Here is a 14,628-nt window from a genome sequence, read left to right as displayed (position 1 = left end):
TCAGGGGCGCCAGCTGATCTCGACCAGCACCCCACCCGGAGCGCGGAAATAGAACAGCAGGGCACCGCGCCTCTGGTCGAGCGGGGAGACGTTCTCGACGCCAGCGGCGGTGAGCCGCTCGTGGAGCTCACGAACCGCCTGCTCCGTCTCCTGCAGGAAGCCGATGTGGAAGTCGGTGGGGTATTGGGTCGGGCTGTCCTTGCGGAACTGACTGAGGACGAGGACGAAGCCGCTCTCATCCCTCAGGATGGACATCGCATCCCTCCCCTTCGTGGTCTCGCAGCGGAAGCCCAGGAAGGCTTCGAAGAAGTCGCGAGCCCCGGGCACATCCGAAACGAACAGATCGAGGTGATTCAACCGCATGGCAATCTCCTTCAGGAGGTTCGGCGCGATCGGGATGACCGGCCAGTGCCCGGAAGGGTCGCCATTCGAGATGTCGTGAGGCGTTCTCATGCAACCCACCCGAGCGCCCTGTGCACACACAGGGATTCTCGTCGTGGGTTCTCGCGCAACGCGCGGAGCAGAGCTTCCCGGGTGGGAAGGGATCGGGCTCACCAGAAAACCGATCCGGCCTTTTTCGACGGTGGGAAAGCTAGGAGACGGCCTCCCCGCAGTCAACGTCGCCCATTCGCCCCGAGGTAGACTCCGCCGGCATGCCCATCCAAGCGCGGCCACTCACACGAGAGGAGTTCGCCCCTTTCGGCGACGTCATCGGTCTGGAGCTCGCTGGTGGCTCCAGCGCCAACCAGGGAACGGCCACCCGGTATGATCGGGTGGCCCAGCTCACCAGCAGCCGCCCGGGGGCCCAGCCCAACCTGGCCGTCTTCCGCTCCGTGGCGAAGGCCCTCCCCTTCGAGGTGCGTCTGCTGGAGCGTCACCCCTGCTCGACCCAGATGTTCGTGCCACTCGCGTGCCGGCGCTTCCTCGTCGTCGTGTGTCCGGACGACGCGCGCGGTGAGCCGGACGTCTCACGTCTGCGCGCTTTCGTCTGCGGCCCCGGCCAGGGCGTCAACTACCGCGCCGGCGTCTGGCACCACCCCATCATCGCGCTCGATGGGCCGGCCGACTTCCTGATGCTCGCTTGGGAGGACGGTTCGGCGCGGGACTGCGAGGAGCACCCCCTCGCCACTCCCCTCCTCGTGTCGAGCGACTGAGCCTCGCGAGCGCTCAGAGAATCTTGCGGAAGGCGTACAGCACCCGCTCGAAGAGCTTCTGCCAGAGCGGCCGACGGCGGAACACGTCCAGGTCCACCTCCCGGCAACCCTGGCAGTCGTTGCGGAAGGACTCCTCCAGCAGGCGCCCCATTCGCGGGTCCGCGAACACGGCGTTCACCTCGTGGTTGAAGAGCAGCGACAGCCGCTCGAGGTTGAACGAGCCGATGGTGCCCCACACCCCGTCCACCACCGCCGTCTTCGCGTGCAGCACGCAGCGCTCCCACTCGAAGATGCGGACTCCGGCGGTGAGCAGCTTCTCGTAGAAGGCGCGCGTGGCGTGCACCAGCCAGGGGTGATCGCTCTTCGCGTTGAGCAGCAGGCTCACCTCCACCCCGCGCTGGGCGGCCTCGCGCAGCGCGGCCACCATCTTCCGGTCCGGGATGAAGTACGCGGCGGCCACCAGCACGCTGCGCTTCGCGCGGGAGATGGCGTGCAGGTACGCACGGTGGATGCTCCGGCGGCTGGAGAGCACCGCCAGGCCCACCTCTCCCTTGCGCTGCCCCGCGGCCAGACGCCGCCGCCGGTGGCTCTCGCGCCAGGAGCGGAACCGGTCCTGGAACGCCATGCGCCAGGTGGCCACGAAGCGGCGCTCCAGCTCGTACACCGCCGGCCCCTCCACCCGCATCACGTCGTCGCGCCAGCAGGAGCCCCCCTCCCCCTCGGGAGCCCAGTGGGCGGAGATGTTCACCCCGCCGATGAAGGCCACCTCCCCGTCCACCGCGAGGATCTTCCGGTGGTCGCGCCGCAGCAGGTGCCGCAGGCCCCGGCTCAGGCTGTTGAAGGGCTTGAAGGGACGGATGTCCACCCCACGCGCGCGCAGGGATTCGAAGAAGTCACGCCGGCTCGTCCAGGAGCCCAGCGCATCGTAGAGCACCTTCACGTGCACGCCGCGCTCGGCCGCCTCCGCCAGCGCCTCTCCGAACAGCTCTCCCACCGCGTCGGAGATGAACATGTACGTCTCGAGGTGGATGTAGCGGCGGGCCTCCCGGATGGCCGTCAGCATGGCCGGGTAGGCCTCCACGCCATCGCGCAGCAGCTGGCAGGCGTTGCCTCGGAGCGGCGCGTGCTCACGCGGCAGGTAGTAGCGGGCGAGCAGCCTCGAGGAGACCTGCGGGCTCCACACCGGGGCATGGGCAGGCGGACAATCAACCTCCTGCTCCGGCTGTTCCCCGGTTCTCACCCTGACTTCCGAACCGCTCCCCACCTCCCGCTCACGCATGGTGAGGAAAGGGTGGGAATGAAGGCGCGATCCGGCAACCGCCGGAGCCCGCCCCGGGGTCATCTCCGAGGCGGTTGAACCGTCAGCTGACGGACAACCCCGCTACAGCCCGAGCTCGGCGCGCTTCATCTCCGCCATGTAGGCGCAGCGCTGATCATAGTCACCCGGGAAGTACTGGCGGGTATGGTCCAGCGTGGCCGAGGCCGCCTGCCAGTTGCTCTGGTTGACGTAGCTCTCCACCTCCAGCATCAGCTTGGCGCAGACGCGGTCCAGCTCCTTCTGCGCATCCTTCACGCGCTCCTGCGCCTCGAAGTAGAGGTCCGGCTTGGGCTCGGGGTGGGCCTCCAGCAGCATCCACGCCTCGCGGAAGGACTTCCACGCCTCGTAGCGGTTGCGCGCGCCCACCGCCGCCGTCTCCATGTTCTTGCGGCCCCGGCTGTACGCCTTGCGCGCCTCGTCCAACAGCTGCTCGGGCGGAATCTCCGGCAGCAGCACCTTCTCCAGCCAGACGTTCCACACGCGCCAGGGATCCTCCCCGGGCGGGTTCTTCGTGTTGTCGAACACGATGCGGTTGGTCTCGCCCTTCTTGAGGATCTGCCAGGGGATGACCACCTCGAGCATGCGATCCTGGCTGGCCAGCGTGTCCGCGGGCACCTTGGCCACGTTCACGCCGTTGACCGTCACCTCCACCTCGCCGTCGGAGATGCCCTGCGCCTGGTAGTGGAGGATGCCCAGCACGCGGGTCGCGGCGGTGTACTCCCAGTCGAACACCTTCTGGTCCGAGTTGTCCCACGTCACGCCCTCGCCCAGACCGAAGGAGTCCTCGATGGGCGTGGAGCTGAGGGTGGTGGGCTCGGGACCGCGCTGCACCTGCTTCTCCCCTCCGAGCACCAGCCAGTACACGACGCCCATGAGGCCCAGTGCCATCACCACGGCCGCGCCGATGATGCCGCGGCGCACGTTGACGCTGGCGTCGATCCAGAAGAGCTTCAGCTGCGCCAACACACCCGGAGTCTCGCGCCGGATGCGGGCGCGCTCGGCGGCGGACAGTCCGCCCCCCTTCTCCGGGGCGGAGCGCGCCACCGCGTTGGACGTGGGACGGCGGCGCGGAGCCTCGGGAGCCGAGGCCGGAGCGCGTGCCAGGGCGGCGCCGGACTGCCCACCGGCGCGGGTGGGACGGGGAGGCGCGCTCGAGGACGAGGTGGCCGGCAGGCTGGGGCGGGTGGCCGTGCGCGGCACGTTGAGGGCCTGGATGGGGCGGGTGGTGTTGAGCCGTGCCTCCTCGAGGTCCTCCTCGTTGGCGCCCTCGGGCGCCAGGGCCTCGCCCTTGTTGCGGTTGCGCTGGCGCGCCACCGCGTCCACGGACACGATGCGCGTGCTGTTGCCATCGAACGTGGCGTTGGCGTCGGTGATCGGCTCCGGCGCGGCGAACTCGTCGCCCATCGGCTTGAAGACGAACACCACCGGCCCGAGCGAGAGCTTGTCTCCCTCCGACAGCGGCTGCTTCTCCTTCACCGCCGTACCGTTCACCTGGGTGCCGTTGGAGCTGCCCAGGTCCTCGACGAAGTACTGGCCATCCTCGGAGAAGACGCGGCAGTGGCGGCGGGAGATGCCCGCGTCGTACAGGACGACGTCACACTCGGCGACCCGGCCGATGAGGACGGAGTCCTGCTCGAAGGTGAACTCCTTCCCGGCCTCCTTGCCCTCGGCGATCGTCAGCTGGAAGCTCATGGCAACCTCAGACTCCTAGCACGGCCTTCGCCGCCCGGGCCACGGCCGCACGGGCCGAGGCGGGCTCGAGCACCTCGGCCTCGCCGCCGAACGATAGCACCCACTGCGTCAACCAGCGCTCATTGTCGCCCGCGACCCGCACCTCGACGCCTCCGTCCGCGAGCAGGCGGGCGTCCTCGCCGAAGCGCTCCCGGAGATAGGGCGCCACCAGCTTGGAGAAGCGTACCCGGACGGCCGCATCGGTCCGGGCCGGGTTGGGCACCTGGGCACGGGCGTCCTCCCGGGGCTGGAAGGGGGTGTCGGTGACGGCCAGCCCCTCCATCCGGTCCACCCGGAAGAGCCGGTCGTCCTGACGGTTGAGGTCCCACGCCTGGAGGTACCACTGGCCGCGGTGGCTGAGCAGCTCGTGGGGCCGGACGCGGCGCGACTCGGGAGCACCCCGGCCGGGGGTGACGTAGTCGAACGTCACCTCCAGCCGCGCGTGGATGGCCCGGGTGAGCGGCCCCAGCGCCTGCGGGGCCTCCAGCGCGGCGTCGATCTTCCGGTACATCGCCCGGAAGCGCTCGTGCGTGCCCGGCGGCAGCACGCGCTCGAGCTTCTCCACGGCGCTGCTCAGCGCGTCGCCCGCGGCCGGACGCAGCAGCTCCGCCGAGGCGGCCAGGGCCGAGGCCTCGCCCAGGGTGAGGCGCGGCGGCGCGGACAGGCGCTGGTCGAGGTCCACGTAGACGCGGTCGTTCTCGACGTAGATGTCGATGTAGTCGTCCGGGTTGAAGGGCGGCCGGCCCACGCAGGTGAGCAGATCCAGGTCCTCCAGCAGGTGCTCCCGGCTGACGTTGAGGGCGCGCGCCAGCTCCTCCACGGAGATGCCGGGGCGCGAGGACACGTAGGGCACGAGGAACAGCAGGCGGCGCAGACGCTCGTGGACGCTCATGCCGCCACCTCCTCACGGACGCCGTGCTTCTCGAGGATGCGCGTGGCCATCTCCTTCACCCGCGTCCGGGCCTCCTCGGGGGACTCCACGCGGCACGCGGGCCCGAGCTGCAGGCAGAAGCGCAGGAAGCCATCCAGGAACGTCACCGGCAGCTCCACGAGCACACCCTCCCCTTCCGTGGCCGGGGCCACGGTGCCACCCGGGAAGAGCGAGGCGGCGCGCGAGGCCAGCTCGCCCGTGAGGCGCAGGCGCACGTCCAGGCGCGGGTGGAAGCGGTGCTGCCAGGGGTAGCTGGCCACGTGGTCGTCGAAGGCGAAGCCCTCGGGTACCTCGAAGTCCGGGGAGCGCGGCCGGGAGGTGTTCACCTTGAGCGTGCGGATGCGGTGCACCTGGAAGGTGCGCACATCCTGGCGCAGGTGGCAGAAGCCCACCAACGTCCAGCTGCCCCGGCGCAGCACCAGCCCGTACGGGTCCACCTTGCGCTCGGTGGAGTCCGGGCGCTTGGGCGACACGTACGTCATCTGCACCCACTTGTGCCCGGCGCACGCCTCCCAGAGCGCCTCCAGGTGCGCGGCGAGCTGCGGGCTGGCCTGATCCGTCCCCAGCTCCATGCGCACGCGCGGGGTGGGCAGCGCGTTGCCGGCGAAGAAGCCGATCTTCCTCAGCGCGTGCGACAGGTCGTCCCGGCCCGGGAAGGCCCCGGAGGTGAGCGCGGCGCTGCCCGCGGCGTAGAGGACGGCCAGTTCCTCCTTGGTGAGGTCCACCTCGGGCAGGTAGTAGGCGTCGCGGTTGACGATGTAGCCGTCCCTCCGCTCGTCATCGCCCTGGATGTAGGTGAGGGGGAAGCCCAATTCGAGCAGTTCCGCTTTGTCCCGCTCGAACTTGCGTTCGGCGGCGTCGTCGGAGATGCCCATGTAGTCGTGGGGGAAGTGCTCGCGCAGCTCCGCCCAGGAGATGGGTTCCCGAGCGTCCAGGAACAGCGCGACGAGATCGAGGAGGCGTTCGGTCCGGTCCATCGGAAGGTTTCGACAATGCGCAAAAGCGTCAGGTCGGGTCAAGGCAGGGAGCCGAGACAGCGGGATCGCGCCCGCTCACGCTCCGTACGAGCGCATGGATCTACCCGGCCCCGGCGGGTCTGAACAGCTTTTTGCTGAACACGCGAGCAGGTGTGTCTTTTGGCGAGCGAAACCGACTTGTGAACGGAGGGCAGGCGTGCTCGGCCCCTGGACTCGCACGCGGCGCGTAACTGGGATATTCCTAGGAATCGACGACGTGCGCGCCTGGCCGGGGCGGGCTCGTCCGGCGGGATGCCCCGCGGAGGGGCGGAACGCACTACCTGGAGAGGACCCACCATGAAGCGCTCCACCCTCATCATGAAGGCCTGGCTCGGGCTGGCGCTGGCGGTGGGACTGGTCTGCGTGGCGGCCGCGCCCCGGCAGGCCCAGGCCGAGCCGCTCTACTTCGCGCTGGAGGTGCGGCGCGAGGGCCGGCTGGTCGCCCAGCCGAAGCTGCTGGGAGAGACGGGCCGCACCGTGCGCGCCGAGCGCCGCAAGCCGGGCGCGAGCGAGCCCGACTACCGGCTGGTGCTGACGCCCACCGCCGAGGGCGAGACGTTCCGCCTGGAGCTGGATCTGGTGCTTCCGGAGATGAAGGGGCACTCGCAGCTGGCGTTGTTGCACGGGCAGGAGCGCAAGGTGCAGCTCGGCCGCTACCCCGGCGACCTGGAAGTGTCCCTGCTGCTCATGAAGGTGGACTCGCCGGAGTTCCGGGCGCTGATGGACCTGGCCGCGGATCCCGAGGAGCGCGGCTCCGGCCGCGCCATCTGAGGCCCACCCCAGCCGAGCCTCACAACACGGCCAGATCGTCCCGGTGCACGGCCTCGTCGAGGTACCGGTACCCGAGCACCGACTCGATGTCGGCGCTCTTGAGCCCCGCGATGCGCCGCAGCTCCCCATCCTCATAGGAGCTGAGCCCGCGGGCGAATGCCTGCCCCTGCTCATCCACGAGATCCACCGGGTCTCCCCGCCCGAAATCACCCTCCACGGAGCGGATGCCCGAGGGCAGCAGGCTGCGCTTGCCGACGACGATGGCCTCGCGAGCGCCCGCGTCCACGATGAGCCGCCCCTTGGGCTTGAGCGCGTGGGCGATCCACGCCATGCGCGCGCTGCGCCGGGTGCCGGGGGTCTCGAAGAGGGTGCCCACAGGCTCGCCAGATAGCGCGGAGCGCAGGCGGCCGGGCACGGCGCCGGAGGTGATGATGCAGCGGACACCGAGCTCCGTGACGCGGGCGGCGGCGCGAATCTTGGTGGCCATGCCGCCGGTGCCCACCTGGGAGCCGGAGCCACCGGCCAGGGCGAGCAGCTCGGGGGTGACGGCATCCACCTGGGGGAGCAGCCGGGCGTCCGGGTTCTTGCGCGGGTCGGCGGTGAAGAGGCCCTCCACGTCCGAGAGGACGATGAGCACGTCGGCCTCCACCACGCCCGCCACCAGGCCCGCCAGGGTGTCGTTGTCACCGAACTTGAGCTCGTCCACGGAGACGGTGTCGTTCTCGTTGATGACGGGCACCACCTGGGCCTCGATGAGGCGCTCCAGCGCGTGCTTCACGTTCAGGTAGCGGCGCCGGTCCTGCACGTCACCGTGGGTGAGGAGCACCTGGGCCACGCGCCGATCCGCCCGGCCGAAGGCTTCCTCGTACGCCTGCATGAGACGGCTCTGGCCCACCGCCGCGCACGCCTGCTTGCCGGGGATGTCCTTGGGACGGGCGGGCAGCCCCAGCCGCTCGACGCCGAGGGCGATGGCACCGCTGGACACCACCACCAGCTCCCGGCCCTGGGCCGCCCAGAGCAGATCCTCGCCCAGGGCCTCGAAATGGGCCCGGTTGAAGCGGCCCGTGGCGTTCGTCAGGGCGTTGGTTCCAATCTTCACCACCACGCGCCGGGCAGCGCGCACCGCGTCTCGTCCAGAGAGGTTCACACGCCCAAGGTACACGGAGAGCGCGTCCCAAGCACGAGGCCAACCAGGCAGGCCCCGCTTCCGGCCGCGGACATCTCGCCAATACCCTCTCTACCCGGAAGCACGCGCCCCGAGTGCGTGTTGTCAGATATCGATCCGCGGAACAGTCTGGGGTGAATCCGGGGCAGAAGGCCCCTATCCTCTGGTTGAAGGCGAGACCGATGGCGGTGCGCGGACGCCCTTCCACCCGCGCGGGAGAAGGACTCTTTTGAAGGAAATCTACGGCAACACCCTGGGACTCAAGGCAAGCGAGCAGAGCCGGCTGCGCAACACCTACCGCCGTCGCGTCTCCCCTCACGAGATTGTCTCTCCGGAACTCGCCCGCCATCTCACCGAGCTGTCGAGCGAGACCAACCGGCAGGTCGGCGTCCTCCTCAACCGCAAGGGGGAGATCGAGTACGTGGTGGTGGGCAACGCCCACAAGCTGGAGCTGCCGGACATCGGCCGCGCCCGCGCCGGCCAGGTGCGTCTGCGTGGTCTGCGCCTGGTGCACACCCACCTCAAGAGCGAGCCGCTCACCAAGGACGACCTCACCGACCTCGCGCTGCTGCGCCTGGACATGGTCGCCGCCGTGGGCGTGGGGGAGACCGGTCTGCCCGGCGTCCTCCACTACGCCCACCTCGTGCCCGAGAATGGCACCGGTGACTTCTGGAGCGTCTCCACCCTGCCCAGCGTCCACGACGGCCAGCCCGATGTGCTCGACACGCTCGAGGCGCTCGAGCAGGAGCTCAACCGCAAGGCCGCCGCGCGTACCGTGAGCGGCCGGGACAAGGCCATCCTCGTGGCCGTGTGCCTCGACGGCAACCGCGCCAACGCCGAGGCCAGCCTCGCCGAGCTCAAGGAGCTCGCGCGCACCGCTGGCGTCGAGGTGCTCGACAGCGTCCTGCAGATGCGCCGTGAGGCCGACCCCCGCTACCTCATCGGCCGCGGCAAGCTCGAGGACCTCAACCTGCGCTCCATGCAGGCCATGGCCGACGTCCTCATCTTCGACAAGGACCTCACCCCCTCGCAGGGCCGTCACATCAGCGAGGCCACCAGCCTCAAGGTCATCGACCGCACCCAGCTCATCCTCGACATCTTCGCCCAGCGGGCGCAGAGCGCCGAGGGCAAGCTCCAGGTCGAGCTGGCCCAGCTCAAGTACCGCCTGCCCCGGCTCGTGCAGAGTGACACCTCGCTCAGCCGTCTGGCCGGCGGCATCGGCGGACGCGGCCCCGGTGAGACGAAGCTCGAGATCGATCGCCGCCGCGCGCGCGATCGCATCAACCATCTGGAGAAGCGCATCGACTCGCTCTCGCGTGAGCGCGAGGTGCGCAGGGCCCAGCGCAACCGGCGCGACCTGCCCGTCATCTCCATCGTCGGCTACACCAACGCGGGCAAGTCCACGCTCCTCAACGCCATCACCGGCTCCGAGGTGCTGGCGGAGAACAAGCTCTTCGCCACGTTGGACCCCACCAGCCGCCGCCTGCGCTTCCCCCAGGAGCGCGAGGTCATCATCACCGACACGGTGGGCTTCATCAGGGACCTGCCCAAGGACCTGGTGGCCGCCTTCCGCGCCACGCTCGAGGAACTGTACGACGCGGATCTGCTCCTGCACGTGGTGGACGCGAGCGACCCCGCCCGCGACGAGCAGGTGCAGGCCGTCGAGGGCATCCTCGAGTCGCTGGAGCTGATGCAGAAGCCGCGCATGATGGTGTGGAACAAGGCGGATCAGCTCTCCCCCGAGGAGGTGGAGTCGCTGCTGCGCACCCGCGGCGGCGTGGCCATCAGCGCCATCCAGCGCGAGGGTCTGGCCACCCTGCTGGCCAAGGCCGACACCACCCTCTTCGCCGAGGGCGCCTCGCAGAACCTCGGCGTCGTCATCACCGAGGACGCCTCGTACTCCCTCGCGGAGACCACCGGGGACGCCTCCGAGGACCTCGGGCAGGCCGACGAGGAGTCCTCCCGGAGCCTCGGGGCGGCATAGCCTCCGGGGTTCCAGGGTTGCGGGCCGGCACCGGGCACTCTACAGTCCCGGTGCCGTGCTCATGCCGCTCTCATTGTCCTCCCTGTCGCTGCTCGCCCAGGTCAACATCCCCGGCATCGGGCCGGAGCTCGAGAAGCCCGCCTCGTCGGTGGACCCGAACTATTTCGAGCTGCTCGAGCGCAACAGCCACCTCGTCTACCCCGCCCTGGCCGTGCTGGTGCTCGGGCTGGTGACGCTCGCCATCCTCCAGGCCTCCAAGGCCCAGGACATGGACGGCGCGGCCAAGGCCGAGTTCAAGAAGCTCATCGTCGACGAGCTGCGCCGCTACCCGGCGGGTCTGGAGACCCCGGAGCTGGCCGGCGCCGTCGGGCTCGACCGCAGCAAGCTGGTCCGCCTGCTGGACCAGATGCAGCAGGATGGCGTGCTCATCTCCCACACCACCACCCAGCGTCAGACCGTGTGGCGGGTGAAGGGCGTGGGCGTGCGAACCTGGTGAGGCGCCTCCCGCCCCGGCCTCACGTCAGCTCGGACTTGGGCTGACGTGTCATCAGCTCCACCACCGCGGCGCGGGCGTTCTTGCCCTCGTAGGCGATGGCGTACACCTGATCGCAGATGGGCAGCTCCACGCCCAGCTTGCGCGACAGGTCGCGCGCGCTCTTCGCCGTCTTCACGCCCTCGGCCACCTGCTTCATGTCCCCGAGGATTTCCCCCAGCGAGCGGCCCCGGCCCAGCTCCATCCCCACGTGCCGGTTGCGGCTGAGCTCGCCGGTGCAGGTGAGCACCAGATCCCCCATGCCGGACAGGCCCGAGAGCGTGAGCGGGTTGGCCCCCTTGCGCACCGCCAGACGGGTGATTTCAGCCAGGCCCCGGGTGATGATGGCCGCGCGGGCGTTGTGGCCCATGCCCAACCCATCCGCCATGCCGGCGGCGATGGCGATGACGTTCTTCAGCGCCCCGCCGTACTGCACCCCCACCACGTCATTGGAGGTGTAGGAGCGGAACGTCTCCGTCTGCAGCGCCTTCTGGCAACGCACGGCCACCTTCTCCCAGTGCGAGGCGATGGTGACGACGGTGGGCATGCGCTGCGCCAGCTCCTTGGCGAAGCTGGGGCCGGAGAGCACGGCGATGTAGGGGTGGTATTGCTCCGGCAGGCAGTCCTCCAACAGCTCCGTCATCGTCAGGAGCGTCTCGTTCTCGATGCCCTTGGCCACCGTCACCAGCGGCGCGTGCAGGGGCAGGTACGGCAGCGCCCTGGCCACCACCTCGCGCGTGGCGTGGCTGGGCGTGGCCAGCACCACCAGCTCCGCCCCCGTCAGCGCCTCCTCCAGGCGCGTCGAGGCCCGGACGCGCGCGGAGATGGGGATGCCCGGCAGGTAGGTGGGGTTCTCGTGGCGGGTGTTGATGGCCTCGACGATCTCGGGCTCCCGGCCCCACAAGCCCACCTGCTCACAGTTGACCGCGAGCACGTTGGCGAGGGCGGTACCAAAGGAGCCGGAACCAATGACACTGGCGCGCATGAGACGAATCTCCGGGGGGAGCGAGGAAGGGGGCGCAGCTTAGTCCACCCCCTCGCGTGTCGGACAGAAAGCACGCCACACTTCCTCATGGCCATGTGGGGGGCGGGTCGGTCTACCATCCGCCGCTTCCACACGGGTGTGCGCGAGGAGGAGCCAGGGATGAGGGCAGGCAGGGGCGTGGCGGTGATGCTGGCACTGGCGCTCGGCGCATGCCGCTCGAGGGCTCCGGGAGCGGCGGACGCCGGCATGCTCCCCCCTCCGAGCGCCCTCACCTGCGAGGCGCTCCTGTCCACCGAGGTGCGCGAGGCCCTGCCCGGCTTCTCCCTGAAGGAGGAGCGCCCGTGCCCCACGTGCGGTCCGCTCTGCACCTTCCGCTCGGCGGAGCAGAAGGACACCGCCGTCTCCATCGCCTATGACTGCCGCAAGCGTCCCGAGGGCACCGAGGTGCAGGACCTGATCGTCCCCGCGCTGCGCGCCGGAGGCACCGAGGTGCCCGCGCTGGGCAAGGCCGCCGTCCGCCGCGAGCCCGTCCCGGGCATGCTCCAGGTCTCCACCTGGGACGACGACACGCCCTGCGGCATCGTCGTCACCTGGCTGGGCAAGGACAAGGAGCGCGCGCTGGACATCGCCCGCCTGACGCTCTTCACCACCACCCCCGAGCGCCTGATGCAGGCAGGCGTGCCTCCCCCCGCCCCGGCTCCGGACGCCAGCCTGCCCTGAGGTGGGCCACGCTCCCACCCCCATCCGGGAACGTCCTGGCACACACTGCGAGCACACGGCCCGCCGTGGGAGTAAAGGAGAGGGGCCGTGCAGAGCTCACCCCCCTCCGTCATCCTCAGCTTCCGGCGCACCTTCGCGCTGCTCATCATCCTGGTCGTGCTGCCGTCGGCCGGGCTGTCCGGCTTCGGCGTGGTGGCCATCATCAATGAGCGCGCCGCGGTGGAGAAACGCCTGGAGGCCGCCTGGCAGGGCACGCTGGAGACACTCGAGGAGGATCTGCCCGCGGCCTTGAGGGCCTCGGACTTCGAGTTGGTGGAGGGCAAGCCGCGGCTGATGGCCCCCGATGGACGCCTCCTGTCCACCCAGGACACCTTCCAGGTGGAGGGCAAGGAGGTGCGCACGGCGGACACGGAACTCGCCGCGGCCCTGCAGGCCGTGGGGTTCTCGTCCACGCACTTCCCGGCGGTCACCTCCCACTTCTCCCTCATGGTGGGCGGGCACGCCGTGCTCATCGCCGCCGAGCGACGGGGAGACGTGGTGCACGGCGTCCGCCTGTCGCAGGAGGCGGTGGAAGCGCTGCTCGCCGAGCGGGCCGAGAGCCAGGTGACGTCCAGCGAGCCGGTGCGCTTCGTCCTCATCGGCCGCCAGGAGCCCGTGGGCGAGGGGCTCATGGGCAAGCTGGCCGCCGAGGTGGCCCAGGCCCGGGCCAGCGCGCTCGGGCCGCAGGTGCTCGCCGATCAGGTGCTGCCCCCACCGCTGCAGGACTTCCGGCTGGGCGTGGTGCCCACCGGGGAGGACCCCGTGGCGCGCGCCTCCACCCGCAACCGCGTGGTGTACGTGGTGCTGATGGCGCTCTTCTACCTCACGCTCACCTTCGGCGTCGTCTACACCGGCCGCGTGCTGCACCGCGAGGCCAAGCTGTCGCGCATGAAGACGGACTTCGTGTCGCTGGTGAGCCACGAGCTGCGCACCCCCGTCACCTCCATCCGCATGTTCATCGAGACGCTCGCCCTGGGCCGCGTGAAGGACCCCGCCCAGACGCAGCAGGTGCTGCAGATGCTCACCCAGGAGACGGAGCGGCTGAGCACGCTCGTCGAGCGGGTGCTGGACTGGTCGCGCATCGAGAGCGGGCGCAAGGAGTACCACCCGGAGATCCAGCCCGTGGCCGTCGTGGTGGACACCGCGGTGGCCGCCTTCCGCGCCCAACGTCTGGAGGGCGACATGCAACTCACCGTGCAGGTGCCCGACGCGCTCCCCCCCATCCAGGTGGACCGCGACGCCATCTCCGCCGCGCTGCTCAACCTGCTGCAGAACGCCTACAAGTACAGCGGCGATGACAAGCGCATCGCCCTCTCCGTCCACTCCCAGGGGAAATGGGTGGGACTGACGGTGGAGGACCATGGCGTGGGCATCTCGCCACGGGACCGTAAACGCATCTTCGAGCGCTTCTACCGGGTGGACAACCTGCTCACCCGCAAGACGGAGGGCAGTGGATTGGGGCTGGCCATCACCAAGCGCATCGTGGAGGCTCACGGCGGGCGCATCACCGTGAAGAGCGAGCCGGGCAAGGGCAGCCGCTTCACCATCCAACTCCCCGTGGCAAAGGCATGAGCGACAAGCCCCGACGCATCCTGGTGGTGGAAGACGACCTGGCCATCCTCACCGGGCTGTCCATGAACCTGAAGTTCGAGGGCTACGAGGTCCTCCAGGCCCAGGATGGCCGGCAGGGACTGGCGCGCGCGCTCGACGAGTCCCCGGACCTGCTCGTGCTGGACGTCATGATGCCCGAGCTCAACGGCTTCGAGGTGCTCAAGGAGCTGCGCCAGCGCGGCCGGGACACCCCCGTGGTGGTGCTCAGCGCCAAGGGCGCGGAGATGGACAAGATCCTCGGCCTCAACCTGGGCGCGGACGACTACGTGGCCAAGCCCTTCGGGTTGCAGGAGCTGCTGGCACGCATCAAGGCCGTGCTGCGCCGGCGCTACCCGGCCGCCGGACAGCCCCCACCGCTCGCCTTCGCGGACGTCCAGGTGGACATGGCCGCCAAGACGGTGACGCGCGGCGGCAAGCCCGTGGAGCTCACCGCGCAGGAGTTCAAGCTGCTGGCCCACTTCCTCGCCCACCCGGGGCGCACCTTCAACCGCGAGGAGCTGCTGAGCGCCGCCTGGGGCTACAACTACGAGGGCAGCGCGCGCACGGTGGACAACTTCATGCGCCAGCTGCGGCTCAAGCTGGAGCCCGACCCCGAGGAGCCCCGCCACTTCCTCACCATCCGCGGGCTTGGCTACCGCTTCGAGCGCTGACACGTCCTCCATCGGACAGAG

General features: G+C 70.0%; 14 protein-coding genes. 7 read left to right on the top strand and 7 right to left on the bottom strand.

The genetic code is table 11. From position 1 onward, the window contains the following. On the bottom strand, positions 1-453 hold the full coding sequence (locus NR810_RS14965) for a VOC family protein (RefSeq protein WP_257453211.1): 453 nt from the start codon (positions 451-453) through the stop codon (positions 1-3). A gap of 200 nt (positions 454-653) precedes the next feature. On the opposite strand from NR810_RS14965, the gene NR810_RS14960 reads away from it, so the two are divergent. Continuing rightward, on the top strand, positions 654-1,154 hold the full coding sequence (locus NR810_RS14960; protein WP_257453210.1) for an ureidoglycolate lyase: 501 nt from the start codon (positions 654-656) through the stop codon (positions 1,152-1,154). 13 nt (positions 1,155-1,167) lie between these two features. On the opposite strand, the gene NR810_RS14955 is transcribed toward NR810_RS14960, so the two are convergent. The 4 genes from NR810_RS14955 to NR810_RS14940 form a co-directional block, all read right to left on the bottom strand. Further along, complete coding sequence (locus tag NR810_RS14955) at positions 1,168-2,433, bottom strand: phospholipase D-like domain-containing protein (protein ID WP_407653783.1); 1,266 nt, start codon at positions 2,431-2,433, stop codon at positions 1,168-1,170. Positions 2,434-2,535: 102 nt separating this feature from the next. Then, positions 2,536-4,164: an FHA domain-containing protein gene (locus NR810_RS14950; RefSeq protein WP_257453208.1), complete on the bottom strand. Its 1,629-nt coding sequence runs from the start codon at positions 4,162-4,164 to the stop codon at positions 2,536-2,538. Positions 4,165-4,171: 7 nt separating this feature from the next. After that, positions 4,172-5,095 (bottom strand): helix-turn-helix transcriptional regulator, encoded by a 924-nt coding sequence (locus tag NR810_RS14945; protein WP_257453198.1) that lies wholly within the window; start codon positions 5,093-5,095, stop codon positions 4,172-4,174. Further along, the gene (locus tag NR810_RS14940) at positions 5,092-6,111 is read right to left on the bottom strand and encodes a helix-turn-helix transcriptional regulator (RefSeq protein WP_257453196.1); all 1,020 of its coding nucleotides are present in this window, start codon (positions 6,109-6,111) and stop codon (positions 5,092-5,094) included. The genes NR810_RS14945 and NR810_RS14940 overlap by 4 nt, the downstream gene beginning before the upstream one ends. A 336-nt stretch (positions 6,112-6,447) precedes the next feature. On the opposite strand from NR810_RS14940, the gene NR810_RS14935 reads away from it, so the two are divergent. Then, on the top strand, positions 6,448-6,921 hold the full coding sequence (locus NR810_RS14935; RefSeq protein WP_257453194.1) for a hypothetical protein: 474 nt from the start codon (positions 6,448-6,450) through the stop codon (positions 6,919-6,921). Between the two features lie 19 nt (positions 6,922-6,940). On the opposite strand, the gene proB is transcribed toward NR810_RS14935, so the two are convergent. Further along, positions 6,941-8,068, bottom strand: a complete 1,128-nt coding sequence (proB, locus tag NR810_RS14930; protein ID WP_407653782.1) for a glutamate 5-kinase — start codon at positions 8,066-8,068, stop codon at positions 6,941-6,943. Positions 8,069-8,315: 247 nt separating this feature from the next. Between proB and hflX the strand changes: the two genes are divergently transcribed. Further along, positions 8,316-10,070, top strand: coding sequence for a GTPase HflX (hflX, locus tag NR810_RS14925; protein WP_257453182.1), 1,755 nt, complete (start codon positions 8,316-8,318; stop codon positions 10,068-10,070). Positions 10,071-10,131: 61 nt separating this feature from the next. Then, positions 10,132-10,566 (top strand): hypothetical protein, encoded by a 435-nt coding sequence (locus NR810_RS14920; protein ID WP_204229316.1) that lies wholly within the window; start codon positions 10,132-10,134, stop codon positions 10,564-10,566. Between the two features lie 19 nt (positions 10,567-10,585). On the opposite strand, the gene NR810_RS14915 is transcribed toward NR810_RS14920, so the two are convergent. Further along, positions 10,586-11,587: an NAD(P)H-dependent glycerol-3-phosphate dehydrogenase gene (locus NR810_RS14915; RefSeq protein WP_257453171.1), complete on the bottom strand. Its 1,002-nt coding sequence runs from the start codon at positions 11,585-11,587 to the stop codon at positions 10,586-10,588. A 159-nt stretch (positions 11,588-11,746) separates the two neighbouring features. On the opposite strand from NR810_RS14915, the gene NR810_RS14910 reads away from it, so the two are divergent. The 3 genes from NR810_RS14910 to NR810_RS14900 all read left to right on the top strand — a co-directional run bounded on the left by NR810_RS14910 (position 11,747) and on the right by NR810_RS14900 (position 14,607). After that, complete coding sequence (locus tag NR810_RS14910) at positions 11,747-12,307, top strand: hypothetical protein (protein WP_257453169.1); 561 nt, start codon at positions 11,747-11,749, stop codon at positions 12,305-12,307. Positions 12,308-12,394: 87 nt separating this feature from the next. Next, the gene (locus NR810_RS14905) at positions 12,395-13,918 is read left to right on the top strand and encodes a sensor histidine kinase (RefSeq protein ID WP_257453166.1); all 1,524 of its coding nucleotides are present in this window, start codon (positions 12,395-12,397) and stop codon (positions 13,916-13,918) included. Next, the gene (locus NR810_RS14900; protein WP_257453163.1) at positions 13,915-14,607 is read left to right on the top strand and encodes a response regulator transcription factor; all 693 of its coding nucleotides are present in this window, start codon (positions 13,915-13,917) and stop codon (positions 14,605-14,607) included. Before NR810_RS14905 ends, NR810_RS14900 begins: the two co-directional genes overlap by 4 nt. The last annotated feature ends 21 nt before the right edge of the window (positions 14,608-14,628 follow it).

The sequence above is a fragment of the Archangium lipolyticum genome (assembly GCF_024623785.1).
Classification (GTDB): Bacteria; Myxococcota; Myxococcia; order Myxococcales; family Myxococcaceae; genus Archangium; species Archangium lipolyticum.
This window is presented reverse-complemented; position numbering and strand designations above follow the sequence as displayed.

Coding starts and splice junctions, on each gene's coding strand:
- NR810_RS14920 (WP_204229316.1), top strand. CDS start 10,132: ATGCCGCTCTCATTGTCCTCCCTGTCGCTGCTCGCCCAGGTCAACATC.
- NR810_RS14900 (WP_257453163.1), top strand. CDS start 13,915: ATGAGCGACAAGCCCCGACGCATCCTGGTGGTGGAAGACGACCTGGCC.
- NR810_RS14945 (WP_257453198.1), bottom strand. CDS start 5,095: ATGAGCGTCCACGAGCGTCTGCGCCGCCTGCTGTTCCTCGTGCCCTAC.
- NR810_RS14935 (WP_257453194.1), top strand. CDS start 6,448: ATGAAGCGCTCCACCCTCATCATGAAGGCCTGGCTCGGGCTGGCGCTG.
- NR810_RS14910 (WP_257453169.1), top strand. CDS start 11,747: ATGAGGGCAGGCAGGGGCGTGGCGGTGATGCTGGCACTGGCGCTCGGC.
- NR810_RS14950 (WP_257453208.1), bottom strand. CDS start 4,164: ATGAGCTTCCAGCTGACGATCGCCGAGGGCAAGGAGGCCGGGAAGGAG.
- NR810_RS14960 (WP_257453210.1), top strand. CDS start 654: ATGCCCATCCAAGCGCGGCCACTCACACGAGAGGAGTTCGCCCCTTTC.
- NR810_RS14940 (WP_257453196.1), bottom strand. CDS start 6,111: ATGGACCGGACCGAACGCCTCCTCGATCTCGTCGCGCTGTTCCTGGAC.
- NR810_RS14955 (WP_407653783.1), bottom strand. CDS start 2,433: ATGCGTGAGCGGGAGGTGGGGAGCGGTTCGGAAGTCAGGGTGAGAACC.
- NR810_RS14915 (WP_257453171.1), bottom strand. CDS start 11,587: ATGCGCGCCAGTGTCATTGGTTCCGGCTCCTTTGGTACCGCCCTCGCC.
- NR810_RS14965 (WP_257453211.1), bottom strand. CDS start 453: ATGAGAACGCCTCACGACATCTCGAATGGCGACCCTTCCGGGCACTGG.